Genomic DNA, 23994 nt, shown 5'->3' on the forward strand with positions numbered 1-23994 from the left:
GGTCGGGCGGCGGTCACGGCTTCGTCCACGGCGTCGGGTGACCGGCCCTGCTGGCTTCGGCGCGCCACGCTCGCCGCGTGAACAGGGCTGAGGAGAGCGGAGCGGGATGGCGCGGGAGCCGGTCGGCGGTGGGGGCTGGGCTGAAAATCCCCTTCGGGCGGCTCGATTCACCGCATCGGTGAGCTCCGGTGGGCGTCACCCCGCCGCCGGCAGGACGACCTCGAAGCGGCAGCCGCCGGGGACGTTGTGGACCGCGGCGCGGCCCGCGTGGGCCTCGACGATGCCGCGGACGATGGCCAGGCCCAGGCCCGCGCCCGCCGGTGGTGTGCGGGCCCGGGAGCCGCGCCAGCCCGTGTCGAAGACGCGGGAGAGGTCGTCCTCGGGGATGCCGCCGCAGCCGTCCGTGACGGACAGCACGACGGTGTCCTCTTCCTCGTCCGTGCCCCGCCGCGCGGCCACCGCGACCGTGCCGTCGGCCGGGGTGTGGCGGATCGCGTTGACGAGGAGGTTGCCGAGGACGCGCGTCATCTCCTTGCCGTCGACCTCCACCGGGACCTCGGCCACCGGGTCGCCGACCAGGCGGACCCCGTGCTCGCGCGCCAGCGGGCCCGCCCCGGCGAGCGCGTCGCCCACCAGGTCGTACACCGACATCCGGCTCGGGCTCAGCGGGAGCGCGCCCGCGTGGATGCGGGAGAGTTCGAAGAGGTCGCCGACCATGGAGTTGAGCCGGTCCACTTCGGTGCGGATCTGGCGGAAGTAGCGCGGCGGGTCCTCGGCCACGCCGTCCTCCAGCGCCTCCGCCATGGCCCGCAGGCCGGCCAGCGGGGTCCGCAGGTCGTGCGAGATCCAGGCGACGAGTTCCCGGCGGGAGGCGTCCAGCGCCCGCTCCCTCTCCCGTGACCGCGCGAGTTTCTCGCTCGTCGCGGCCAGCTCCCGCCCCAGCGCGGACAGTTCCGCCGTGGAGCCGCCGCCGGGGGCGGCGAAGCTGCCGCCCTCACCGAAGGAACGGGCCGCCACGGTCAGGGCGTTGCTGCGCGCCACCACCCACCGGCCCAGCAGCAGCGCCGTCGCGAGCGAGACCACGGCGGCCATCGCGCAGACCGTCGTCACGACCGTCAGGTCGTGGGACGACAGGAACATCGCCCGGGCCACGGCGAGCGTCCCGGCGAGCATGGCCGCCACCGACACCACGGCCACCACGGCCAGGGAGACCAGGACCGAGCGGTGGCGCAGGGCCCGCAGGGCGAGGGCTCCCAGCAGTCCCGCGGCGGCCGCGCCCAGGAAGGCGAAGAGGGCGATCAGCAGGACGTCACGCACGGCCGCCCCCGCCCTCCGGGACGTCCGCCGGCTCGAAGCGGTAGCCGACGCCCCACACGGTCCGGATCAGCCGTGGGCGCGCCGGGTCGTCCTCGACCTTGCCGCGCAGCCGCCGTACGTGCACGGTGACCGTCGACAGATCGCCGAACTCCCACCCCCACACCTCGCGCATCAGCTCCTCGCGGCCGCACGCCTTGCCCGGGTGGCGCAGCAGATAGGACAGCAGGTCGAACTCGCGGAGCGTGAGGGCGAGCGCGGTGCCGTCCTTGGTGGCGCGGCGGCCCACCGGGTCGAGTTCCAGCCCGGCGGCGCGCAGCGGTGGCGCGGACGGGGGCCCCGGGGCGTGCGCGCGGGCGCGGCGCAGTACGGACTCCACCCGCAGGACCAGCTCCCGGGGGCTGAAGGGCTTGGTCACGTAGTCGTCGGCGCCGACCTCCAGCCCGAGGATGCGGTCGTCCTCGTCGCCGCGTGCCGTCAGCATGATGACCGCCACCGGCCCGCGCTCGCGCAGCCGGCGGCACACCTCCAGGCCGTCCATGCCGGGCAGCATCAGATCCAGTACGACGAGGTCGGGCCGGGCGGCGGCGGCCCGCTCCAGGGCGGTGGGGCCGTCCGCGGCCCGGTCGACGGTGAAACCGGCCCGGTCGAGATAGCCCGTCACGATCTCGGCGACGGTCGGATCGTCGTCGACGACGAGGACACGGGCGGGGGGTGGGGTCTGCATGCCGCAAGCCTCGCACCGTCGGGCGGCGAACACCCGACGATGCGGGCCCCACCAGGGAAGACGTCCTCCTTTCGTAAGAATCGGGCGCGGGGGCGATCACCGGCGGTTCAGGCCGTCGGCAGGCCCGGCCCCGCGCAGCGGACGTCCGCGGCCGGTACGGAGCCGTCCACGAGGTAGGCGGCGACCGTGTCGTCCACGCAGACGTTGCCCCGGCTGGCGAAGACACCGTGCGAGTAGTCGTCGGCCAGGGTCACCAGGCGGGAGCCGGGCAGTTCGCGCCGCAGCCGCCGGGCGCCCTCGATCGGGGTGACGGGGTCGTGTGCGGACGCGACCAGTAGGACGGGCGGTGTGGCCGGGCCGCCGAGCGGGGTGCGGCTGTCCGGGCGGTGGTGCCAGTACGCGCAGGCCGAGGCCTCGATGCCGGTGACGACGGGGAACGGGTCGAGCCGGCGCAGCGCGCGGAGGTCCGCGGTGACGCGGGCGGGTGCGGGGCCGGGGCCGTCCGCGCACTTCACGATGCGGTTCGCGGCCTCGTAGTTGCGGGACTCCGGCCCGTCGAAGGGCGCCTTGGGGCGCAGCCCCTCGACCGCGCCGTCCCGCAGATACGCGCGCAGCCCGTCACCGAGCGGCGCCCAGCGCTCGGTGCGGCCGAGGGCCCGGTACACCGCGCGGTCGAACTCGGCCGGGCCGAAGCCGTCGGCCGGGTGGGCGGCCAGGGACGCCCGCACCCGGTCGTAGGCCGCGCGGACCTCGCGCGCGCTCCCGCCGAGCGCGAACCGGTCGTCATGGGCGGCCAGCCACTCCAGCAGGGTCACGCGCTGCCGGAGCAGCGCGCGGGCCTGGCGCAGGTCGAAGTCGTACCAGCTCTCGGGCCCGACGACGCTGTCGAGCACCATCCGGCCGGTCCGGTGCGGGAAGCGCGCCGCGTAGGCCGCGCCGAGATAGCTGCCGTAGGAGACGCCGAGGAAGCCGATCCGCTCTTCGCCGAGCGCCGCCCGTATCGCGTCCATGTCCCGGGCCGTGGCCGCGGTCGACAGATGGGGCAGGGCCGGGCCCGCGCCGGCCGCGCAGTCGTCGGCGAGGCGGCGCAGTGCGCTGTGGTGGTTCCGCTCGGCCGCCCGGCCGCGCGGGACGGGATCGGCGGCGGGGGTGCGGAACAGCCCGCCCATCGCGCCGCAGTCGGCGGGTGCGCTGCCGCCGACGCCGCGCGGGTCGAAGCCGATGACGTCGTACGCGCGGCGGACCCGCTCGGGCAGCTTGGCGCGCTTGGTCACGGCGTAGGGGAGGCCGGAGCCACCCGGCCCGCCGGGATTGACGAGCAGGACGCCCCGGCGCTCGGCGGGGGTGCCCGTGGCGCGCACCCGGGAGACGGCGATGCGCAGCCGGCGGCCGTCGGGGCGGTCCCAGTCCAGCGGTACCTCCAGCGAGCCGCACTCGACGCGGGCGGGGGCGGGCGGGGCCGGTACCGCCTCGGGGCAGGCGCCGAAGCGGATGCCGGAGTGCGGGGAGCGGGCGGGGGCCCCGTCGGCCCGTGCCGGGTTGACGGGAGGCAGGACGGCGAGGGCGGCACTCGTCGCGGCGAGGGCGCAGAGGAGGCCGGGCAGTCGGGTGGAGCGGTTCACGTGGCTCGCAATCGAGGTGAGTGGGGCGCGAGTGGCTGATGGAACGACAGATGACAATGAAAACGATTATCGATAACGTGTGGGCTCAGTCAAGACGGGACCCGGGCCCCGAGGGCTCTCCTCGGCATGCCCCGCTCCCGGACAGCGCCACCCCAAGGGAGAGTTGTGGGACATCTGCTGATGGTCGAGAGCTGGGTCGGATCGATGAGCAGACTTCTGCCACGGGCGATCCGCGAAGGCGGCCACGAGTTCACCTTCCTCACCCGCGACCTCCACCACTATCTGCGGGCCGCCCCCGAGGGCACGGCCCACCCGCTGCTCGCCGCCCGCAACATCGTCACCGCCGACACCAACGACGTGGAGACGCTGCTCCCGCACATCGAGCGGCTGCACTCCGCGCTGCGCTTCGACGGCGTCATCACCTCCTGCGACTACTACCTCCCCACCGCGGCCCGCATCGCCGCCCGCCTCGGCCTGCCCGGCCCGACCGAGCGGGCCGTCGCCGCCGCCTGCCGCAAGGACGCCACCCGCCGCGCCCTCGCCGACGCCGGGCTGCCCGGCCCGCGCTTCGCGCTCTGCCCCGACTGGGCGGCCGCCGCCGAGGCCGCCCGCGACCTCGGCTACCCCCTGGTGTTCAAGCCCGTGGACCTGTGCGCCGGGATGTACGTACGCAAGGTCGCCGACGAGAGCGAGCTGGCCGGGGCCTACCGCGCCCTCGCCGACTTCCCCGTCAACGCCCGCGGGCAGCGACGCGAGGCCGTCGTCCTGCTCGAAGAGCTGCTCGAAGGCCCCGAAGTCAGCGTCGAGACCGTGTCCTTCGCCGGGACGACGCACGTCGTCGGCGTCACCGACAAGAGCGTGAGCGGCGCACCCGCGTTCATCGAGACCGGCCACATGTTCCCCGCCGACCTCCCCGAGGAGTCCGCCCGGGCCGCCGCCGACACCGCACTGCGCGCCCTCGACGCCCTCGGGCTCGACGGCCTCGTCGCCCACACCGAGATCAAGCTCACCGCCGACGGCCCCCGCGTCGTCGAGGTCAACCCCCGGCCGGCCGGCAACCGCATCACCGAACTCGTCCGCCACGTCACCGGTATCGACCTCACCGCCGCCTGCGTGGACGTCGCCCTCGGGCTCGCCCCCGACCTGACCGCCCGCGAGACCGGGCTGCGCAGCGCCGCCATCGGGTTCCTCGTCCCCGGGGCCCCCGGCACGCTGGAGGCCATCGACGGAGCCGACGGCGTCGACGGCGAACCCGGCGTGCTGGAAACGCATCTCGCCCGGCCCGGCACCACCGTGAAGGCGAGCGGCAGCAACAACGACTACCTCGGCCACGTCATGGCCGCCGACCCCGACGGGCCCGGTGCGCGCGACCGTGTCGAGCGGCTCCTGGCCGGCCTCTGTCCCCGGATGGTGAAGCCGTGACCGTGACCGGCATCCCGCTCGCCACCTCCCTCCCCGACCTCGAACAGCGGGTACGCGCCGGAGAGTTCGGCCCGTCCCCGCAGGACGCGCGGATCAGCGTCGCCTTCACCACCAGCCAGGCGGTCCGCCACGACGGGCGCAGCGGCGGCTACCGCAACGAGGTGCTGAGCCTGCGCCTCGGCGAAGCCGTCGGCTCGTGCGCGGTCGAGCCGGGCACGCTGCCCGCCGCCGCCATCGAGGAATGCGTCGGCGCGAGCGTCGCCACCCTCCTCGCCCACCCCGTCCAGGCCGTCCGGGTGGCAGCCCTCGACGCCTATCTGATGCACGTCGCCCCGCACACCCCCGCCCACGGCGCGAGCCCCTGGCCGCTGCCCGCCGGCAGCTCGCTGCACAAGTCACGGGCCCGGGCCCGCGGCGTCGTCGACCTGCTGGGCGCCGCCCCCGGCCGGGTCCTGGTGGTCGGTGTCGTCAATTCCCTGATGGAGGCCCTGCGGGCGCGTGGCGTCGACTACGTGCCCTGCGACCTCAAGGGCGGCACCACCGAATGGGGCGAGCGGATCCGCACCGACGCGCTCGCCGAACTCCCCGGCTGCGACGCCGTGCTCGCCTCCGGGATGACCCTCGGCAACGGCACCTTCGAGGCGCTGCGCGAGCACGCAGCCCGGCACGACAAGCCGCTGGTGATGTTCGCGCAGACCGGCAGCGCCGTCCTGCCACGCCTGCTCGGCGCGGGCGTCGGCGCGGTGTGCGCCGAGCCCTACCCCTTCTTCTGGCTCGACGGCGGACCCGGCGTGATCCACCGCTACGGAGGCATCCGATGACCCCTGCGCTGCTGGCCGCGCCGCCGGCCAACCGTGACCTCCTCGCCCTGCTCGGCCGCACCCCCCTCGCCCGCGTCACCGCCGAACTCCCCTTCCCGCACCCCGGCTTCTGGGCCAAGCTCGAAGGACTCGGCGCCGGCGGCATGAAGGCCCGCGCCGCGGTGTCCATGCTCATGGGCGCCCGGGAGCGCGGGGAGCTCCGCCCCGGCGCACCCGTCATCGAATCCACCTCCGGGACGCTCGGCATCGGCCTCGCCTTCGCCGGACAGGCCCTCGGCCACCCCGTCGTCCTCATCGGCGACACCGAGCTGGAACCCTCGATGCGGCAGCTGCTGCGCGCGTACGGCGCCCGCCTCGAACTCGTCGACCGGCCCGCCCCCGAGGGCGGCTGGCAGGCCGCACGGCTGGCCCGGCTGCACGAGGTCCTGGCCGCGCACCCCGGCGCGTACTGGCCCGACCAGTACAACAACCCCGACAACGTCGCCGGCTACGCCTCGCTCGCCGCCGAGCTGGCCGGGGCGCTCGACCACCTCGACATCCTCGTCTGCAGCGTCGGCACCGGCGGACACAGCGCCGGCGTCGCCGCACCGCTGCGCCGCCACTGGCCGGCCCTGCGGCTCATCGGCGTCGACGCCACCGGCTCGACCATCTTCGGCCAGCCCGCGCGGACCCGCCTCATGCGCGGCCTCGGCAGCAGCATCCACCCGCGCAACGTCGCCTACGACGCCTTCGACGAGGTGCACTGGGTCGGCCCCGCCGAGGCGGCCGGCGCCTGCCGCCGACTGGCCCGCGCCAACTTCGTCAGCGGCGGCTGGAGCACCGGCGCCGTCGCACTCGTCGCCGCCTGGGCCGCCCGCGTCCACCCCGGCGCGGTCGTCGCCACGGTCTTCCCCGACGGCCCGCACCGCTACCTCGGCACGCTCTACGACGACGACTTCACCACCGCCCACGGCCTCGACCTCGCCGCCGCCGTCACCCGCCCCGTGGAGATCCCGCACCCCCGCGCGGCGGAGGCCACGGGCTGGGCGCGGTGCCGGACGGTGACCGACCCGGCACCCACCCCCTGTGGAGGCACCCCGTGAAGAGCACCCTGCACACCACGCGCCTGACGCTCGCCGAACCGCTGCGCATCTCCCGGTCCGTCATGGACGCCCGGGACGCCGTGTGGCTGTCCGTCGAGCACGGCGGGGCACGCGGCCACGGCGAGGCCGTGGCCAGCGTCTACTACGGGCTGGACGCCGACGCCCTCGGGCGGCTGCTGCGCGAGGCGGCGGTGGAACTCGGCCGCTTCGCCGAGCCGGAGAGCGCCCTGGCGGCGGCCCGGGACGGCGCGCTGCTGCCCCTCGACACGCCGCCCGCCGTACGCGCCGCCGTCGACGCGGCCCTGCTTGACCTCGTCGGCAAGCGCGCGGGCACCCCCGTCCACCAACTCCTCGGCGCCCAGACCCCGCCCGTCGCCGCGACCGCCCGCACCATCGGGATCACGTCGCCGGTACGGGCCGCCCTGCGGGCCCGCTGCCTGGCGGACAGCGGCTTCACCGTCATCAAGATCAAGGGCGGCTCGCCGGACCCCGCCGACGACCTCGCCCGGGTCCGGGCCGTACGCGAGGGAGCCCCCCACGCCCGGCTGCTCCTCGACCCCAACGGCGCCTGGACCACCGCGGAAGCGAAACGACTGCTGCCGCGCTTCGCCGAACTCGGCGTCGAGGCCGTGGAACAACCCATCGCCCCCGGCGACCCCGAGGCCCTCGCCCGCCTCGCGCGGACCTCGCCGCTGCCCCTCATCGCCGACGAGGACGCCGTCGGCCTCGACGACGCCCGCCGCCTCGCCGGCCGGGTGCACGGCGTCAACGTCAAGCTCGCCAAATGCGGCGGCCCCCACGCCGCGCTGCGCATCGCCGAGGCACTGGCGGGCAGCGGCACCGACCTCATGCTCGGCTGCCTGACAGCCAGTTCGCTCGGCATCGCCCCCGCCGTCCACCTCGCCGACCGGGCCCGCTGGATCGACCTCGACGGCCACCTGCTGCTCGCCCACGACCCCTGGCAGGGCATCGGCGGCACCGACGGGACCGTCCGGGCGGCCGACCGCGCCGGCCTCGGCGTGCGCCGGGCCGAGCCCGCTCCCGAGCCCGGAGCCACGACCACCCCGGGCCCGCCCGCCCCCGGCATACCCGGCCCCGCCAAGGAGACACCGCACCGTGCGCACGTGGCATGAGATACGCGGCTTCCCGCTCGCGATCCGCCTTCTGCTGGTCAACCAGCTCGGTGTCAACACCGGCTTCTATCTGCTCATCCCCTACCTCGCCACCCACCTCGGCCAGGACCTCGGTATGTCCGCGGCCGTCGTCGGCATCGTCCTCGGCGTCCGCAACCTCAGCCAGCAGGGCCTGTTCATCGTCGGCGGCTCGGCCGCCGACCGGCTCGGGGCACGCGGCGTCATCATCGCCGGATGCGCGCTGCGCACCGTCGGCTTCGCCCTCTTCGCCCTCGGCGACGGACTGCCGATCCTGCTCGCCGCGTCCGTCCTCAGCGGACTCGCGGGGGCCCTGTTCAACCCGGCCGTACGGGCCTACCTCGCGCAGGAGGCGGGGGAGCGCAAGGCGGAGGCGTTCGCCCTGTTCAACGTCTTCGCGACGACCGGCGCCCTGGTCGGCCCGCTGCTCGGCAGCGCCCTGCTGCTCGTCGACTTCCGCGCCTCCGCGCTCACGGCCGCCGGCATCTTCGCCCTGCTGACCGTCGCCCAGGCGCTCGTCCTGCCCGCCCGCGAGGTCACCCCCACCGGCGGCAGTGTGCTCGCCGACTGGCGGGAAGTCCTTTCCAACCGAGCCTTCCTGGCGTTCTCGCTGGCCATGGTCGGCATGTTCACCATGGAGAACCAGCTCTACCTCCTGCTGCCCGACGGCGCCCGCCGGGCCACCGGCTGGGACGGCGCGGCCGGGATCGTCTTCCTCGTCGGCACCCTCGCCAACCTGGGCCTGCAACTGCGTGTCACCCGCGCGCTGAAGAACCGGGGCAGCCGCACGCAGTGGATCGGCGCCGGGCTCACCCTCATGGGACTCGCGTTCCTGCCGCCCATGGTGGTGACGGGCACCGCCGAACCCGGCGGCGCGGCCCGGGCGGCCCTCGGACTGCTGCCGGTGCTGGGCGGTGCCCTGCTGCTGTACCTCGGGGTGATGGTGGCCCAGCCGTTCGTGATGGAACTGATCCCCGCGTTCGGCCGCCCCGAGCTGACCGGCACCTACTTCGGGATCTTCTACGTCGTCTCCGGCATCGCGGCGGCCGTCGGCAACGCCGTCGTCGGCTGGGCGATGGACGCGGGCGGCCGCGACGGGGCCGCGTGGCTGCCCTGGGCCTGCTGCCTCGCCCTCGGACTCGCGTCGGCGGGCGGAGTCGCCTGGCTGCACCGGCTGCGCGTCCTGCCACAGCAACCCGTGGGAGCCACCCGATGACCGACCCCAACCTCCTCACCGACCACCCCGCGCTGTACGAGGCCAGATTCCCCGACCCCGGCCACCTTGCCGCCCGCTGGGCCGACCACTGCCTGCGCTCCCACACCGCCGGCCGCCGCGTCCTGGACCTCGGCTGCGGCACGGGCCGCGACGCGGCGTGGCTGCACCGGGCCGGGTACGAGGTCACCGGCGCGGACCTGTCCGACGCGATGCTCGCCCACGCCCGCGCCCACCACCGGGGCCCGGAGTACGTCCGCGCCGACCTGCGCCGCTTCGACCTCGGCGCACAGGTCTTCGACGCCGTGGTCTGCCTGGACAGCGCCCTGCTGTACTGCCACACCAACGACGACCTCGACGGGCTGCTGGCCTCCTGCCGCCGGGCCCTCGCACCGGGCGGGCTGCTCGTCGCGGAAATGCGCAACGGGGCGTTCTTCCTGGGCAGTACGGAACTGCTGGACGCGCCGGCGACCGGTTCGTTCACCTGGCAGGGCACGACGTACCGCCACGTCACGAGGCTGCGGGTCGACCGGGCCGCGCAACTGCTGTGCCGGCGCCGCGTCTGGACGACCGACGACGGGTCGCCACCGGTGGAGCAACGGTCCGCCTGGCGGCTGCTGTTCCCCCAGGAACTGCGGTACGTACTGGCCGCGCACGGCTTCACGGTGCTGGAGCTGCACGACGGGCCGGGGCCGCGGACGGAGCCGGCGTGGCGGGCCGGTGGCCCGGCGCCGACGGGCAGTGCGGATGGCGACCGCCTGCACGTGGTCGCCCGCCGGACCTGACCCCTTCCCGAACCAGGGCTCGCCCCGGGCCCCGGTCCTCAATCGCCGGACGGGCTGGAAATCCAGCCCGTCCGGCGATTGAGGACACCTACAGTCACCCATCACCAGGAGCACCCATGCGCCACTATCCCGGCCTCAACCGTCGCGGCTTCCTCGCCGCGACCGGCGGCACCGCCGCCGCTCTCACCCTCGCCGGCTGCGGCGGCGGACCCGCCCTCAAGTCCGGGCAGGACAAGGGCGGCAAGCCGAAGCGCGGTGGCCGCCTGCGGGCCGCGTTCGCCGGTGGCGGGGCCGCCGAGACGCTCGATCCGCACCTCAGCAATCTGTTCGCCGACGCCGCCCGCGCCAAGGCGCTGTTCGACAAGCTCGCCGACTACGGGTCCGACATGTCCGCCCGGCCGCGCCTCGCCACCCGCTGGGAGCCGAACTCCGGACTGGACCGCTGGACGGTCACCCTGCGCGAGGCGGTCTTCCACGACGGCAAGCCCGTCACCGCCGAGGACGTGCTCTACAGCTACCGCCGCATCGCCGACCCCAAGAAGGCCTACCGCGCCAAGGCGTCCCTGGAACCCATCGACCTCGCCGAGAGCCGCGCGGTGGGCGCCCGCACCGTCGAGTTCCGGCTGAAGCGGCCGACCGCCGAATTCCCCAATGTGCTGGCCGCGTTCGGCGCGTACGTCGTCCCCAAGGGCACCGAGCGGTTCGACAAGCCGGTCGGCTCGGGCCCGTTCCGCTTCGTGTCCTTCGCACCCGGCCGCTCCGCGGTCTTCCGCCGCAACGACGCCTACTGGGAGGGCGCCCCCCACCTGGACGAAATCGAGTTCGTCGTCGCGGGCGAGGAGTCCGCGCGGGTGAACGCCCTGCTCGGCGGCCAGGTCGAGTACGCGCACGAGCTGAACCCCACCACCGCCCGCGCCCATGAGGGCAAGGGGCAGATCGAGATCGTACGGCTGCGCGACAGCGCCATGCAGGGCTTCGCGATGAAGACCGACCGGGCGCCGTTCGACGACCCGCGGGTGCGGGAGGCGTTCTTCCTCATCGCCGACCGGGCGGAACTCGTCAAGGGCGCGCTGTCCGGGGCGGGAGAGGTCGGCAACGACCTCTTCGGCAAGGGCTACGCCCACTACGCGGCCGGGCTGCCGCAGCGCACCCAGGACCTCGACCGCGCCCGCCATCTGCTCAAGCAGGCGGGCGCCGAGGACCTGCGGGTCACCCTCGACACCTCGCCGGTCGCCGCCGGGTTCGTCGAGGCCGCCGGGATCTTCCGCGACCAGGCCAGGAAAGCGGGCGTCACGATCGAGGTCAGGACCGGAAACAAGGACAGCTACTGGAAGGACATCCTCGATTCCGGCACCCTGGCCAGCTACCGCTCCGGCGCCATGCCCATCGAGTCGCACATCTCCCAGCGGCTGCTCACCGACTCCACCACCAACGCCACGCACTGGCGCCACAAGGACTTCGACGCCCTCTACCAGCGCCTCCAGTCGACGAAGAGCACCTCCGAGCGCCATGCCCTCTACGAGCGGATGCAGCGCAGGCTGCACGCCGAGGGCGGATTCCTGGTGTGGGGGTTCGCCGACTGGATCGTCGGCACCGGCCGCCGGGTGCGGGGCGTCGCCGAGGAAGCCCCCGCCAACACGCTGGACTGGGCCCGCTTCGACACCGTGTGGCTGGCATGACCGACGTCCTGCCCGGGCCCGCCAAGCCGTCCCCGTGGCGCTCCTGGGCGGCCCGGCGGCTGCTGCTCGGCCTCGCGCAGACCGCGGCCGTCGTGCTGCTCGTCTTCGCGCTCACCGAGGCCCTGCCGGGCGACGCGGCCGTGGCACTGGCGGGCGACGACCCCGACCCGGCCCGGATCGCCGCGATCCGTGAGGCGCTGCACCTGGACCGGCCCGCGCACGAACGCCTCGCGGACTGGGCCGCCGGCCTGCTCCACGGAGACCTCGGGGTCTCGCTCGCCTCCGGACGCCCCGTCACCTCCGCCCTCGCCGACGGCTTCGGGCCCACCCTGCTGCTGGCCGCGCTCACCGTGATCCTGCTGGTGCCCCTCGGCGTCGGCCTCGGTGTGCTGGGCGCCCGGCACGAAGGCGGGCCCGTGGACCGGGCCGTCAGCTCCCTGACCCTCGCGGTGTACGCGGTGCCCGAATTCGCCTTCGGGGTGCTGCTGGTGACCGTCTTCGCGCTGCGCCTGGGCTGGCTGCCGCCGACCGCCGTCGGATACGGCACCGACCTGCTCGCCCACCCGGCGGTGCTCGTCCTGCCCGTCCTGGTGCTGCTGGCCCGCCCGGTGTGCTCCCTCAGCCGGCTCGTACGGGCCGGGATGATCGACGCGCTGGCCGCGCCGTACACCGCCCAGGCCCGCCGGTACGGGATCTCCGGCGCCCGCGTCCGCTACGCCCATGCCCTGCCCAACGCCGTCGCCCCCGCCGCCCAGCAACTCGCCCGGACCGTCGACTGGCTGCTCAGCGGTGTGATCGTCGTCGAGGCGCTGTTCGTCGTCCCCGGCCTCGGCACGGTCCTCATGGACGCGGTCGCGGCCCGGGACGTCCCCGTGGTGCAGGGCCTCGCGGTGGTCTTCGGACTGGTCGCCGTCGTGCTCAACCTGGCGGCCGACCTGGTCGCCCGCCGCTTCGCCCCCCGGGCGGGGGTGGCGGCATGAGGCCCCAGCGCTTTCTGGCCGGCGCGGTGATCGTCGGGATTCCGCTGCTCCTCGCCCTGCTGGGCCCCTGGTTCGCGGGCGGAGCGGGCGCGCGCGGCACGTCGTTCACCCTCGGCGGCGGGCACTGGCTCGGCACGGACTTCGTGGGCCGCGACGTGTGGCGGCAGGTGCTGCTCGGCGGCCGGTCCGTCGTGCTCGTGTCGCTCGCGGCGACGGCACTGGCGTACGCGGTGGCCCTGCCGGTGGGACTCACGGCCGCGCTCACCCACCGGCCGTGGCTGGAGGAGGCCCTGATGCGCCCCCTGGACGTCCTGCTGGCCGTACCGTCCCTGCTCCTCGTGCTGCTGGTGGCGACGGCTCTGGAACCGGGGACCGCCGGGCTCGCGCTGCTCGTGGCACTGGTCACCGTGCCGGACGCGGCACGGATCGTCCGGGCGCAGGCCGCCGAGGCCGCGTCCCGCCCGGCCGTCGAGGCCCTGCGCATGCAGGGCGAGAGCTGGTGGCGGATGGCCGCCGGATACGTCGGGCGTTCGATGGCCCGCACGCTCGCCGCCGACGCGGGCGTCCGGCTGACGGGCGCGCTGTACCTGGTCGCCACGGCCGCGTTCCTGGGGGTGGGGGTCGAAGCGGACACCGCCGACTGGGCGGTGATGGTCGACCGCAACCGCACCGGGCTGTTCGTGGCGCCGTGGGCGGTGGTCGTCCCCGCACTGCTGATCGTGTCCCTGTCCGTCGGGACGAATCTGCTGTTCGACGCGGGGCTGGCCAAGAAGAGAGGACGGTCATGAGCGAATCGGCGGGCGCACCCGGGCCCGTGGCGGAGATCCGGGGGCTCCGGGTCGAGATCGACGGCCGCGCCCTCGTCGACGGCGTGGACCTGACGGCGCGGCCCGGCCGGGTCACGGCGCTCGTCGGGGCGTCCGGCAGCGGAAAGACGACGACGGGCCTCGCGCTGCTCGGCGAGTACCCGGCGGGGGCGCGGGTCACGGGTGACGTACGCGTCGCGGAGGGGCTCGTGGGGTACGTCCCCCAGCACCCGGCGTCCGTCCTCAACCCGGCCCGGCGCGTCGGCGCCCTCCTGCACGACATCGCCCGCCACCGGGTCCGCTCCCTGCCCCGCCGGGCACGCGGCGCGGCGGCGCGCGAGCGGGTGCTGGCGGCCCTCGCCTCGGCACAGCTCCCCGACGGCCGGTCGGTCCTCACGCGCTACCCGCACCAGCTCTCGGGCGGCCAGCAGCAGCGCGTGGTGCTGGCCCAGGCCCTGTTGCTGGGCGCCCGCGTGGTCGTCGCGGACGAACCGACCACGGGCCAGGACGCCCTGACCAAGCGCCGGATCGTCGCCGAGCTGGCCGCGGTCGCCCGGCAGGGCATCGCGGTCGTGCTGCTCAGCCATGATCTGCCCGTGGTGCGCGAGCTGGCCGACGAGGTGCTGGTGATGAGGGAGGGGCGAGTGATCGAGTCGGGGGCGGTGGAGGACGTATGGGCCGCGCCCGGGCACCTGTGGACGCGTGAACTCCTGCACGGGGAGGAGAAGACGGCGCCGGCGCCGGTGCGTGTGCCGTCGGGGGCCCCGCTGCTCGCCGCCGAGGGTGTCACCGCGCGCCATCGCGGCACCGGTGATCTGCTCCGCGGTGCCTCGCTGACGGTCCGCGCGGGGGAGTGCCTGGCCGTCGTGGGACGGTCCGGCAGCGGCAAGACCACCCTGGCCCGATGCCTCGCCGGACTCCACTCCACCTACGACGGGGTCGTGAGCCTCGACGGCACCCCCCTGCCCCGCAGCCTGCGGCGCCGGAACCGGTCCCAACTGGCGGCGGTGCAGTACGCCTTCCAGGACGCACGGGCCGCCTTCGACGAATACCGGCCCGTGCTGGACCAAGTGGCCCGCACGGCCGTGCGGCTGCGCGGCGTCACGCCGCGCGCGGCCGAGGAGGAGGCCCGTACGGTCCTCGCCCGGGTGGGGCTGGGCGAGGAACACGCCCGGCGGCGGCCCGGCCGGCTGTCCGGGGGCGAACTCCAGCGCGCCGCGCTCGCCCGCGCGCTGCTCGCCCGCCCCCGGGTGCTGATCTGCGACGAGATCACCTCCGGCCTCGACACGGTCACCCGCCGCGGCATCCTCCGACTGCTGACCGAGCTGACCCACGAGCCCGACGGCCCGGCGCTCGTCCTCATCACCCACGACCTGGACACGGCGGCCCTCGCGACGCGTATCGCGGTCCTGGACGACGGCGAGATCGTCGAACAGGGCGAGACGGCACGCGTACTGGCGGCTCCCTGTCATGCGTTCACGCGCGCGCTGACGGCAGCGGGCCGTTCGTAGGTAGCCGACGTGTGCACCTCTGCGCGGCGGTGTCCTCAGCCACATCCAGCCCGTCCGGCGTTTGAGGACGCGCCCGCAGGGCGCTCGCCGCCGCAGGCGGCACAGCCGGCCCGCAGCCGAAGATCCGCCGGTCAGGCGAATGGCGGCATATAGTCGAAGATCTGCAGGCCAGGCCCACGCGAACCGCGGAGATGACCTCGATGAACGACCCGGCCCTCCCCGCCGACCCGTCCGCGGGGTACGTCCGTGTCCGGGGCGCCCGGGTGCACAATCTGCGGGGTGTCGACGTGGACATCCCCCGGGACGCCCTCGTCGTCTTCACCGGGGTCTCCGGCTCGGGCAAGAGCTCGCTCGCCTTCGGGACCGTCTACGCCGAGGCCCAGCGGCGCTACTTCGAATCCGTCGCCCCCTACGCGCGACGGCTGATCCACCAGGTCGGCGCGCCGAAGGTGGAGGAGATCACCGGGCTGCCGCCCGCCGTGGCACTGGAGCAGCGGCGGTCGGCGCCGACGTCGCGGTCCTCCGTCGGGACGGTGACCACGCTGTCCAACTCGCTGCGGATGCTGTTCTCCCGGGCCGGTACGTACCCCGAAGGAGCCGCGCGGCTCGACTCCGACGCCTTCTCGCCCAACACCGCCGCCGGGGCGTGCCCCGAGTGCCACGGTCTCGGGCGGGTGCACCGGGTGACGGAGGAGTCGCTGGTGCCCGATCCGTCGCTGTCGATCCGGGAGGGGGCGATCGCCGCCTGGCCGGGGGCGTGGCAGGGCAAGAACCTGCGCGACATCCTGGCCGCGCTCGGCCACGACGTCGACCGGCCGTGGCGCGAGCTGCCGCCCGCCGACCGCGAATGGATCCTGTTCACCGACGAGCAGCCGGTCGTCACCGTGCACCCCGTACGGGACGCGGAGCGGATCCAACGCCCGTACCAGGGCACGTACATGAGCGCGAAACGCTACGTATTGCACACCTTCGCGGACTCCAAGAGCGCCGCGCTGCGGGCGCGCGCCGAGCGGCACCTGGTGAGCGGGCCGTGCCCGGTGTGCGACGGGCGGCGGCTGCGGCCCGAGGCGCTGGCCGTCACCTTCGCCGGGCGGGACATCGCCGCGCTCGCCGCGCTGCCCCTGTCCGGGCTCGCGGAGGTGCTGCGACCGGCCGCCACGGACGACGGCGACCGCGACGGCGTGGCCGCGACGCTCGCCAAGGACCTCGTCGCCCGCATCGAGGTGCTGACCGAACTCGGCCTCGGTTACCTCGGCATGGACCGCCCCACTCCCACTCTCTCCGCCGGTGAACTCCAGCGGCTCCGGCTCGCCACCCAGCTGCGCTCGGGGCTGTTCGGCGTCGTGTACGTCCTGGACGAGCCGTCGGCGGGGCTGCACCCCGCCGACAGCGCCGCCCTGCTGACCGTCCTGGACCGACTCAAGGCCGCGGGCAATTCGCTGTTCGTCGTCGAGCACCACATGGACGTCGTACGCCGCGCGGACTGGCTCGTCGACGTCGGTCCGCACGCCGGGGAACACGGCGGGCGGGTGCTGCACAGCGGGCCGGTCGCGGGGCTCGCGGACGTGGCGGAATCGGCGACCCGGCGGTTCGTCTTCCCCGAAGCGGCGCCGCCGGTCCCGCGCGCGCCCCGCACCCCCTCCGGCTCGCTGCGGCTGCGCGGTGTCACCCGGCACAATCTCCGCGACCTCGACGCCGAGTTCCCCCTCGGGGTCTTCACCGCCGTCACCGGCGTGTCCGGCTCGGGCAAGTCGACGCTGGTCAGCCAGGTGCTCGCGGAGGTCGTCGGCTCCCACGTCGGCGCGGGCCCCGACGAGGAGGACGGCGAGACCGGTGAGCACGGCCCCGCCGCCGCGGCCGCCGAGGGGCTCGCGGCGATCGACCGCCTGGTCCGGGTCGACCAGCGGCCGATCGGACGCACCCCGCGCTCCAACCTCGCCACCTACACCGGCCTGTTCGACGCCGTCCGCAAGGTCTTCGCGGCGACGGACGAGGCCCGCGCCCGCGGGTACACCGTGGGCCGCTTCTCCTTCAACGTCGTCGCCGGGCGCTGCGAGGTCTGCCAGGGCGAGGGCTTCGTCGCCGTCGAACTCCTCTTCCTGCCCGGCACGTACGCGCCCTGCACCGCCTGCCGGGGCGCGCGCTACAACCCCGAGACCTTGGAGATCACCTACCGGGGCGCGACCATCGCCGACGTCCTCGACATGACCGTCGACGCGGCCGTCGGCTTCCTCGCCGACGTGCCCGCCGCGCTGCGCGGCCTGCGGACGCTCCAGGACGTCGGCCTCGGCTATCTGCGCCTGGGACAGCCCGCCACCGAGCTGTCCGGCGGGGAGGCGCAGCGCATCAAGCTCGCCACCGAACTCCAGCGCACCCACCGCGGACACACCCTGTACCTCCTGGACGAGCCCACCACCGGACTGCACCCCGCCGACACCGAACTGCTGCTGCGTCAGCTGCACGGACTGGTCGACGCGGGCAACACGGTGGTGGTCGTCGAGCACGACATGGCCGTGGCCGCGGGCGCCGACCACGTCGTCGACCTCGGGCCCGGCGGCGGGGCCGAGGGCGGCCGGATCGTCGCCGCCGGAACCCCGGGGGACGTGGCGGGCGCCGCCGGAAGCGTGACCGCGCCCTATCTCGCCGAGGCCCTGCGGGGAGGCGGCTGAGCGGCCCCGGACCCGTCGGCACGCACTCTGGAGCACCGCACCCCGGCCCGCTACGCTCATGGTCAAGCGTTCGACCGCACGCGAGGCGTCGGAACGGAGCACCATGGCGCATGCTCTGATCATCGGCGGGGGCATCGCCGGACCCGTGGCCGCGATGGCCCTGCGGAAAGCCGGCTTCGACGCGACCGTCCACGAGGCGTATCCCACCGGCGCCGACCATCTCGGCGCGTTCCTCGTCCTCTTCGCCAACGGGCTGGCCGCGCTGCGGAGCATCGGCGCCGACGTGGCCGTGCGCGAGCACTCCTTCCCCGCCGAGACGGCCGAGTTCCTCTCCGACACCGGCGCACCGCTCGGCTCCCGGCCCCTCGCGGGCACCGCGGAGCCGGCCCTGAGCCCCCGCACCCTCCAGCGCGCCGCCCTCTACCGCGCCCTGCGCGACGAGGCCGTCCGCCGCGGTGTCCGTATCGAGTACGGCAAACGCCTCGTCGACGCCACGACCACGGCGGGCGGCCGGGTCGTGGCGTCCTTCGCGGACGGCACCCGCGCCGAGGGCGATCTGCTCATCGGCGCCGACGGCATCCACTCCCGCACCCGCACCCTCCTCGACCCCGCCGCGCCGCCGCCCCGCCACACCGGCCAGCTCACCGTCTGCGGCCGCACCCGGGACACCACCGACCCCGCCCCGCCGCACACCTACCGCATGATCTACGGACGGCAGGGGTTCTTCGGCTGCACCACCGCACCGGACGGCACGACCTACTGGTTCGCGAACATCCCCGGTGCCGAGCTGCCCGCCGCCGACCTCGCCGCCGGCCCGGACCACTGGCGCCGCCGCGTCATCGACACCTTCGGCGCCGACCGCACGCCCGCCGCCGCCATCGCCGCGGCCACCGGTGACGCCGTCGTCGGCATGAACGCCTACGACATCCCCACCACCCCCGTCTGGCACGGCCGGCGTGCCGTCGTCATAGGGGACGCCGCCCACGCCACCGCGCCCAACGCCGCGCAGGGCGCCTCGCTGGCCATCGAGGACGCCGTCGTCCTCGCCCGCTGTCTGCGCGACCTCCCCGACGCGCAGCGGGCCTTCGCCGCCTACGAGCGGCTGCGCCGCGCGCGCGTCGAGCGGGCCGTCGCGCTCAGCGCCGAGATGGCGGGCCGGCTGTCGCCCACCTTCGAGGAGCGGCGGGCGCGTGACGCCGAGGTGGCCCGCCAGGTCGCGGAGAAAGTCGCGGAGAAAGGGGACGGCAGCGCCGACTGGCTCACCGGCTACCGCGTCGACTGGGCGGCCACCGTGCGCTGACTTGCCGCCTCGGCCCGCTGCGGCAGACTGGAAGCATGCCGGAGCTGCCCGAGGTCGAAGCGCTGGCCGGCTTCCTCACCGAGCACCTCGTCGGCCGTACGGTCGAGCGGGTGCTGCCGCTGACGGTCAGCGTGCTGAAGACGTACGACCCGCCGCTGACCGATGTCGAGGGCCGCACGGTGGTCGGGGTGCGCCGGCACGGCAAGTTCCTCGATCTCGTCACCGACGGCCCCCATCTCGTCTTCCACCTCGCCCGCGCGGGCTGGCTGCGCTGGCGGGACCCCCTGCCGGACGCCCCGCCGCGGCCCGGGAAGGGACCGCTGGCCCTCCGTGTGCGCCTCGCGGGGCCCGCCGGGGACGGCTTCGACCTCACCGAGGCCGGCACCCAGAAGCGGCTCGCCGTGTACTGCGTCCGCGACGTCGCCGAGGTGCCGGGCATCGCCCGGCTCGGCCCCGACCCCCTGGCACCGGAGTTCACCCTGGAGGTCTTCGCGGGGCTGCTGCGCGCGGAGCGCCGGCAGCTCAAGGGCGTCCTGCGGGACCAGAGCGTGATCGCCGGCATCGGCAACGCCTACTCCGACGAGATCCTGCACGCCGCGCGCATGTCCCCCTTCAAACTCGCCGCGAGCCTCACACAGGAGGAGACCGCAGCGCTCTACGCGGCCCTCGGCGCCACCCTGCGCGACGCGCTGGAACGCTCGCGCGGGCACGCCGCCGGGGAGCTGAAGGCGGAGAAGAAGAGCGGGCTGCGGGTGCACGGCAGGACCGGGCAGCCGTGTCCGGTCTGCCAGGACACGATCCGGGAGGTGTCCTTTAGCGACTCCTCCCTCCAGTACTGCCCCACCTGCCAGACAGGCGGGAAGCCTCTCGCGGACCGGAGGCTTTCCCGCCTGCTGAAATAGGGCTCCTCAACAAGAGGGCGCGTCAGTCCTGGCGGCCGGCCGCCCGCTCCGCCTTGGCCAGCTCCGAATTGCGGTAGGAGTACGCGAAGTACACCACCAGCCCGATGCCGAACCACACCGCGAACCGCGCCCACGTCTGCCAGGCCAGATACGTGATCAGCCAGATCGACGCGGCGACCCCGACCGCCGGGACGAACGGCACCCACGGGCAGCGGAAGCTGCGCGGCAGCTCCGGCCGCTTGTAGCGCAGCACGATGACGGCGGTGCACACCACCGCGAAGGCCAGCAGAATGCCGATGTTGGTGAGCTCCGCCGCCTCGCCGATCGGTACGAAGCCCGCGATCGCCGCCGACGCGAAGCCGACGATCCACGTCACCCGGGTCGGCACGTGCCGGGTCGGGTGCGTCTTCGCGAACCACTTGGGCAGCAGCCCGTCACGGCTCATCGCGTACCACACACGGGTCACCCCGAGCATGAAGGTGAACATCACCGTCAGGATGCCGATGATCGCGCCGACCGCGATGACGTCCGCGATGCCGGTCAGCCCCACCGACTTGAACGCGGTGGAGAAGCCGCTCTCCTTGTCGATCTCCTTGTAGGGCTGCATGCCGGTGAGCACCAGGCACGCCAGGACGTAGAGGACCATCGACACCGCGAGGGAGTACATGATCGCCTTCGGCATGTGCCGCTGCGCGTCCTTCGACTCCTCGGCCGCCGTGGACATCGCGTCGTACCCGAACACCGCGAAGAAGACCGTGGCCGCTCCCGTGAACGCGCCGGTGACGCCGAAGGGGAAGAACGGGGTGTAGTTGTCGGACTTGACGTGGAAGAAGCCCACCACGACGACCAGCAGCACCACCAGGATCTTCAGCCCCACGACCACGGTCTCGAAGCGGGCCGCGTTCTTGATGCCCATGGTCAGCAGATACGCGATCAGCAGGCACAGCACCGCCGCGAACAGGTCCACCCGGTGCCCGTCCCCGGTGCCCGGGGCGCCCAGCATCCACGCGGGCAGCTCCGCGTTCACCTCCCCGAGCAGGAAGTTGATGTACCCGGAGATGCCGATGGCCACGACCGCGACGATCGCCGTGTACTCCAGCAGCAGGTCCCAGCCGATGAACCAGCCGCCGATCTCGCCGAGCACCACGTAGCCGTAGGTGTAGGCGGATCCGGCGCGCGGGATCAGGCCCGCGAACTCCGCGTACGAGAACGCCGCGGCCGCGCTCGCCACGCCCGCGATCAGGAAGGAGATGAGCACGGCCGGGCCCGCCGTGCCGTTCGCGACGGTGCCCGCGAGGCTGAAGATGCCGGCGCCGATGATGCCGCCGACACCGATCGCCGTGAGCTGCCACAGGCCCAGCGTCCGGGTCAGCTGTTGGGAGGGCCCACCGCCCTCGGCCGTCTCCGCCTCCTCGATGTGCTCGATCGGTTTGCGGCGCAGTACGCCTTGCCGGAGCCCGGCCATCTCGTGTCCTCTCGTCGACGCTGACGGCCGGTCATCATGGCCGAGCGGGGGCGGCGAAGGAAGGTGCCGCCCCGCGCCCGGCCGAGGGTTCATCCGATGGCGGGCGCCGCGGAGGTGCGTGCCGTGCCCCAGCGGGAGGGGGTGGCGCCCACCCGGAAGTCCAGCCGCCGGCCCTGGCGGATCTCCCGGGTCGTCAGATACGTACGGTCGAGCTGCTTCCCGTCCAGGTGCGCGGAGCGGATGTACCGGTCGGTGCCCGAGGTGCCCGGCGCGGTGACCGCGAAGCCGCCCTGCGGGTACCAGCGCCGGTCCAGCCGCAGGTCCACGCGGTCGAAGACCGGGGTGCTCAGCCCCCACACGTCACCGCCCGGCTGCACCGGGTACACCCCGATGGCGGAGAGCACCATCCACGCCGACATCGTGCCGAGGTCGTCGTTGCCCGTCATCCCGGTCGGTGTGTCGGTGAAGAGCGTCAGCGCGGCGTGCACCACGTCCGTCGTCTTCCACGGCTTGCCGGTGGAGAGGTAGGTGTACGGGGCGATGAGGTCCGGCTCGTTCTGCGGGTTGTACTTGTCGGCGTTGTAGTAGGCGTAGGGGCCGTTGATCCACACCTCGCGCGCGGTCCGCGCCGGATCGGCGAGCAGCTTGTCGTACGCGAAGAACGCGTCCAGCCGTTTGTCCGCCGCGTCCTTGCCGCCGATCAGCTTCACCATGCCCGGCACGTCGTGCGGCACCAGCCACTGGTACTGCCAGGCCGTGCCCTCGTGGAAGCCGGGGCTCTTCGCCGGGTCGGCGGACCCGGCGAACGCGCCGTTCGCGTCCCGGGGGCGGAAGAAGCCGGTGGTCGCGTCGTGCAGCTTCCGGTAGTTCAGGGACCGGGCCGCGTACCGCTCGGCGTCCTCCCGGTGGCCGAGGCCCCGCGCCATCTTCGCGAGCACGGCGTCGGACAGCGCGTACTCCAAGGTGGCCGACGCGGCGTGCTTGTAGTCGGTGTCGCCGGGCTTGCGCTCGGGCGCGTCGGGCCGGAAGGGCACGAAACCGTTCCGGACGTATTCGGCGTTGCCCTCCCGGCCCACCTGCATGGACTCGGCCGGGGGCACCCCGTCGGCGTTCTTGCGCAGCGCCCGGTAGACCTCCTCCTCGTGGCCCTTCAGCAGCCCGTGCTGATAGGCGTTGGTGAGGTAGGGCGTCACGGGGTCACCGGTCATGATGTTCGTCTCGACCGTGGCGTAGCCCCATTTGGGCAGCCAGCCGCTCTCGGTGTCGATCCGCAGCACCGACAGCGCCATGTCCCGCGACTCGCCCGGCGCGAGCAGCGCCAGCAGCTGCGCCTGGGTGCGGTAGGTGTCCCACAGGGACCAGTTCTGGTAGTAGGTGAAGCCCTCGGCGCGGTGCGTGCGCTGGTCCCAGCCGGTGTAGCGGCCGTCGGCGTCACTGCCGATGTTGGGGGTGAGGAAGGAGCGGTAGAGCGAGGAATAGAAGGCGCGCCGCAGCGACTTCCCGCCGCCCACGGCCCGTACCGAGCCCAGCCGCTGCTCCCAGGCGGAGCGGGCGGCCTCGGCCGTCCGGTCGAAGCCGCCGGGCTGGGCCCGCAGGTTGCCCGCCGCGCCCGCCGCGTCGACGTAGCTGATGGCGGTGGTGGCCTCGACGGTCCGGTCGGCGGTGGTGTCGAAGCGGACCCAGGCGCCGTTGCGGCCGGTGGAGGTGGAGTGCTTGGACCGGTCGGTGACCGTCCCGCCGTTCCAGGTGCCGTAGGTGGTGAAGGGACGGTCGAAACGGGTGAGGGTGTGGAGGGTGTACGGGCGGGTGTCCCGGCAGAAGCCCCGGCCGGTGATGGTGGTGCGGACGGTACGGGAATCGAGGATCTCGACGGTGGTGGAGACCGTCTTGTGGATCGACTGTCCGGCGTTCAGCAGGACGTTGGCCTTGTCCGTCGCGGGGAAGGTGTAGCGCTGGTGACCGGTGCGGGCACCCGCCGTCAGCTCGGCGGTGATGCCGGTCTGCAGAGCGACCCGGTAGTAGCCGGGGTGAGCCTTCTCGTCCGCGTGGTCGAATTTCGCGGCGTAGCGCCCGTAGTCGGTCTCCGTCACCTCACCCGTGGTGGGCAGGACCGGCAGATCGCCGCCGAGGTTGCAGCCGACCCCGGACAGGTGCACGGAGCTGAAGCCACGGATGTGGTCGTCCTTGTAGTCGTAGCCGAAGTTGCGCCTGGTGTCGGGGGAGAGCTGCACCATGCCGAACGGCACCGAGGCGCCGGGGAAGGTGTTGCCCGCGTTCTGGGTGCCGATGAACGGGTTCACCAGATCGGTGAGGGGCTCGGCCTTCGGGGCCGCCGGTGCGGATACGAGGGCGGTACCGCCCAGCATCGCCGCGAGGGCGAGTGCGACCGCCAGGGTGCGCGGCCGCGGGCGTTGGGTCCATCTCATCGTCCACGTCCCTCACATGTTCCGATGACATCGTTGTCAGGTCGAGGCTCCTGTGGGGCGGGAAGCCTGTCAAGGATGCGTCGCATGGTGGGCGTGGTGCCCGGGCAGCGTTCCCGGGC

General features: G+C 74.2%; 18 protein-coding genes. 13 read left to right on the plus strand and 5 right to left on the minus strand.

Translation table 11 applies throughout. The annotated features are described in order from the left end of the window. Nucleotides 1-195: 195 nt before the first annotated feature. The 3 genes from AB8O64_RS31350 to AB8O64_RS31360 all read right to left on the minus strand — a co-directional run bounded on the left by AB8O64_RS31350 (nt 196) and on the right by AB8O64_RS31360 (nt 3663). Nucleotides 196-1317 carry a sensor histidine kinase gene (locus AB8O64_RS31350; protein WP_370422879.1) on the minus strand — a complete coding sequence of 374 codons (1122 nt, stop codon included), beginning with the start codon at nt 1315-1317 and terminating at the stop codon, nt 196-198. Next, nucleotides 1310-2041: a response regulator transcription factor gene (locus AB8O64_RS31355; RefSeq protein WP_370422881.1), complete on the minus strand. Its 732-nt coding sequence runs from the start codon at nt 2039-2041 to the stop codon at nt 1310-1312. Before AB8O64_RS31355 ends, AB8O64_RS31350 begins: the two co-directional genes overlap by 8 nt. Before the next feature lie 107 nt (nt 2042-2148). After that, nucleotides 2149-3663 (minus strand): alpha/beta fold hydrolase, encoded by a 1515-nt coding sequence (locus tag AB8O64_RS31360; protein ID WP_370422883.1) that lies wholly within the window; start codon nt 3661-3663, stop codon nt 2149-2151. 165 nt (nt 3664-3828) lie between these two features. On the opposite strand from AB8O64_RS31360, the gene AB8O64_RS31365 reads away from it, so the two are divergent. The 13 genes from AB8O64_RS31365 to AB8O64_RS31425 all read left to right on the plus strand — a co-directional run bounded on the left by AB8O64_RS31365 (nt 3829) and on the right by AB8O64_RS31425 (nt 19984). After that, complete coding sequence (locus tag AB8O64_RS31365) at nt 3829-5085, plus strand: ATP-grasp domain-containing protein (protein ID WP_370422885.1); 1257 nt, start codon at nt 3829-3831, stop codon at nt 5083-5085. Then, nucleotides 5082-5906 (plus strand): Rossmann-like domain-containing protein, encoded by an 825-nt coding sequence (locus AB8O64_RS31370; RefSeq protein WP_370422886.1) that lies wholly within the window; start codon nt 5082-5084, stop codon nt 5904-5906. The genes AB8O64_RS31365 and AB8O64_RS31370 overlap by 4 nt, the downstream gene beginning before the upstream one ends. Continuing rightward, on the plus strand, nt 5903-6988 hold the full coding sequence (locus AB8O64_RS31375; RefSeq protein ID WP_370422887.1) for a PLP-dependent cysteine synthase family protein: 1086 nt from the start codon (nt 5903-5905) through the stop codon (nt 6986-6988). The genes AB8O64_RS31370 and AB8O64_RS31375 overlap by 4 nt, the downstream gene beginning before the upstream one ends. Continuing rightward, entirely contained in the window at nt 6985-8121 is a 1137-nt protein-coding gene (locus tag AB8O64_RS31380) for a dipeptide epimerase (RefSeq protein WP_370422888.1), read from the plus strand. Before AB8O64_RS31375 ends, AB8O64_RS31380 begins: the two co-directional genes overlap by 4 nt. After that, nucleotides 8105-9355 carry an MFS transporter gene (locus AB8O64_RS31385; RefSeq protein ID WP_370422890.1) on the plus strand — a complete coding sequence of 417 codons (1251 nt, stop codon included), beginning with the start codon at nt 8105-8107 and terminating at the stop codon, nt 9353-9355. The genes AB8O64_RS31380 and AB8O64_RS31385 overlap by 17 nt, the downstream gene beginning before the upstream one ends. Beyond that, nucleotides 9352-10137 carry a class I SAM-dependent methyltransferase gene (locus AB8O64_RS31390; RefSeq protein ID WP_370422892.1) on the plus strand — a complete coding sequence of 262 codons (786 nt, stop codon included), beginning with the start codon at nt 9352-9354 and terminating at the stop codon, nt 10135-10137. The genes AB8O64_RS31385 and AB8O64_RS31390 overlap by 4 nt, the downstream gene beginning before the upstream one ends. 116 nt (nt 10138-10253) lie before the next feature. Continuing rightward, the gene (locus AB8O64_RS31395) at nt 10254-11816 is read left to right on the plus strand and encodes an ABC transporter substrate-binding protein (protein WP_370422894.1); all 1563 of its coding nucleotides are present in this window, start codon (nt 10254-10256) and stop codon (nt 11814-11816) included. Beyond that, nucleotides 11813-12796, plus strand: coding sequence for an ABC transporter permease (locus tag AB8O64_RS31400; RefSeq protein WP_370422895.1), 984 nt, complete (start codon nt 11813-11815; stop codon nt 12794-12796). The genes AB8O64_RS31395 and AB8O64_RS31400 overlap by 4 nt, the downstream gene beginning before the upstream one ends. Beyond that, the gene (locus AB8O64_RS31405; RefSeq protein ID WP_370422897.1) at nt 12793-13584 is read left to right on the plus strand and encodes an ABC transporter permease; all 792 of its coding nucleotides are present in this window, start codon (nt 12793-12795) and stop codon (nt 13582-13584) included. Before AB8O64_RS31400 ends, AB8O64_RS31405 begins: the two co-directional genes overlap by 4 nt. Further along, a complete protein-coding gene (locus AB8O64_RS31410) occupies nt 13581-15113 on the plus strand; it encodes an ABC transporter ATP-binding protein (protein WP_370422898.1) in 1533 nt (510 codons plus the stop codon). Before AB8O64_RS31405 ends, AB8O64_RS31410 begins: the two co-directional genes overlap by 4 nt. A 191-nt stretch (nt 15114-15304) precedes the next feature. Beyond that, nucleotides 15305-17782, plus strand: a complete 2478-nt coding sequence (locus AB8O64_RS31415; RefSeq protein WP_370422899.1) for an ABC transporter — start codon at nt 15305-15307, stop codon at nt 17780-17782. Nucleotides 17783-17885: 103 nt separating this feature from the next. Then, complete coding sequence (locus AB8O64_RS31420) at nt 17886-19082, plus strand: FAD-dependent monooxygenase (protein ID WP_370422901.1); 1197 nt, start codon at nt 17886-17888, stop codon at nt 19080-19082. Between the two features lie 35 nt (nt 19083-19117). After that, nucleotides 19118-19984: an Fpg/Nei family DNA glycosylase gene (locus AB8O64_RS31425; protein WP_370422903.1), complete on the plus strand. Its 867-nt coding sequence runs from the start codon at nt 19118-19120 to the stop codon at nt 19982-19984. 22 nt (nt 19985-20006) lie between these two features. On the opposite strand, the gene AB8O64_RS31430 is transcribed toward AB8O64_RS31425, so the two are convergent. Together AB8O64_RS31430 and AB8O64_RS31435 are read right to left on the minus strand one after the other, a co-directional pair. Next, complete coding sequence (locus AB8O64_RS31430; RefSeq protein WP_365369799.1) at nt 20007-21449, minus strand: amino acid permease; 1443 nt, start codon at nt 21447-21449, stop codon at nt 20007-20009. Nucleotides 21450-21538: 89 nt separating this feature from the next. Next, nucleotides 21539-23875 (minus strand): GH92 family glycosyl hydrolase, encoded by a 2337-nt coding sequence (locus AB8O64_RS31435; protein WP_370422905.1) that lies wholly within the window; start codon nt 23873-23875, stop codon nt 21539-21541. Nucleotides 23876-23994 lie beyond the last annotated feature (119 nt).

The organism is Streptomyces sp. QH1-20, from assembly GCF_041283565.1.
GTDB lineage: Bacteria > Actinomycetota > Actinomycetes > Streptomycetales > Streptomycetaceae > Streptomyces > Streptomyces syringius.

What these genes read in the sequence shown, in the direction of transcription:
- AB8O64_RS31425 (WP_370422903.1), top strand. Translation starts at nt 19,118, where the DNA reads ATGCCGGAGCTGCCCGAGGTCGAAGCGCTGGCCGGCTTCCTCACCGAG.
- AB8O64_RS31420 (WP_370422901.1), top strand. Translation starts at nt 17,886, where the DNA reads ATGGCGCATGCTCTGATCATCGGCGGGGGCATCGCCGGACCCGTGGCC.
- AB8O64_RS31415 (WP_370422899.1), top strand. Translation starts at nt 15,305, where the DNA reads ATGACCTCGATGAACGACCCGGCCCTCCCCGCCGACCCGTCCGCGGGG.
- AB8O64_RS31375 (WP_370422887.1), top strand. Translation starts at nt 5,903, where the DNA reads ATGACCCCTGCGCTGCTGGCCGCGCCGCCGGCCAACCGTGACCTCCTC.
- AB8O64_RS31400 (WP_370422895.1), top strand. Translation starts at nt 11,813, where the DNA reads ATGACCGACGTCCTGCCCGGGCCCGCCAAGCCGTCCCCGTGGCGCTCC.
- AB8O64_RS31355 (WP_370422881.1), bottom strand. Translation starts at nt 2,041, where the DNA reads ATGCAGACCCCACCCCCCGCCCGTGTCCTCGTCGTCGACGACGATCCG.
- AB8O64_RS31410 (WP_370422898.1), top strand. Translation starts at nt 13,581, where the DNA reads ATGAGCGAATCGGCGGGCGCACCCGGGCCCGTGGCGGAGATCCGGGGG.
- AB8O64_RS31430 (WP_365369799.1), bottom strand. Translation starts at nt 21,449, where the DNA reads ATGGCCGGGCTCCGGCAAGGCGTACTGCGCCGCAAACCGATCGAGCAC.
- AB8O64_RS31435 (WP_370422905.1), bottom strand. Translation starts at nt 23,875, where the DNA reads ATGAGATGGACCCAACGCCCGCGGCCGCGCACCCTGGCGGTCGCACTC.
- AB8O64_RS31390 (WP_370422892.1), top strand. Translation starts at nt 9,352, where the DNA reads ATGACCGACCCCAACCTCCTCACCGACCACCCCGCGCTGTACGAGGCC.
- AB8O64_RS31395 (WP_370422894.1), top strand. Translation starts at nt 10,254, where the DNA reads ATGCGCCACTATCCCGGCCTCAACCGTCGCGGCTTCCTCGCCGCGACC.
- AB8O64_RS31405 (WP_370422897.1), top strand. Translation starts at nt 12,793, where the DNA reads ATGAGGCCCCAGCGCTTTCTGGCCGGCGCGGTGATCGTCGGGATTCCG.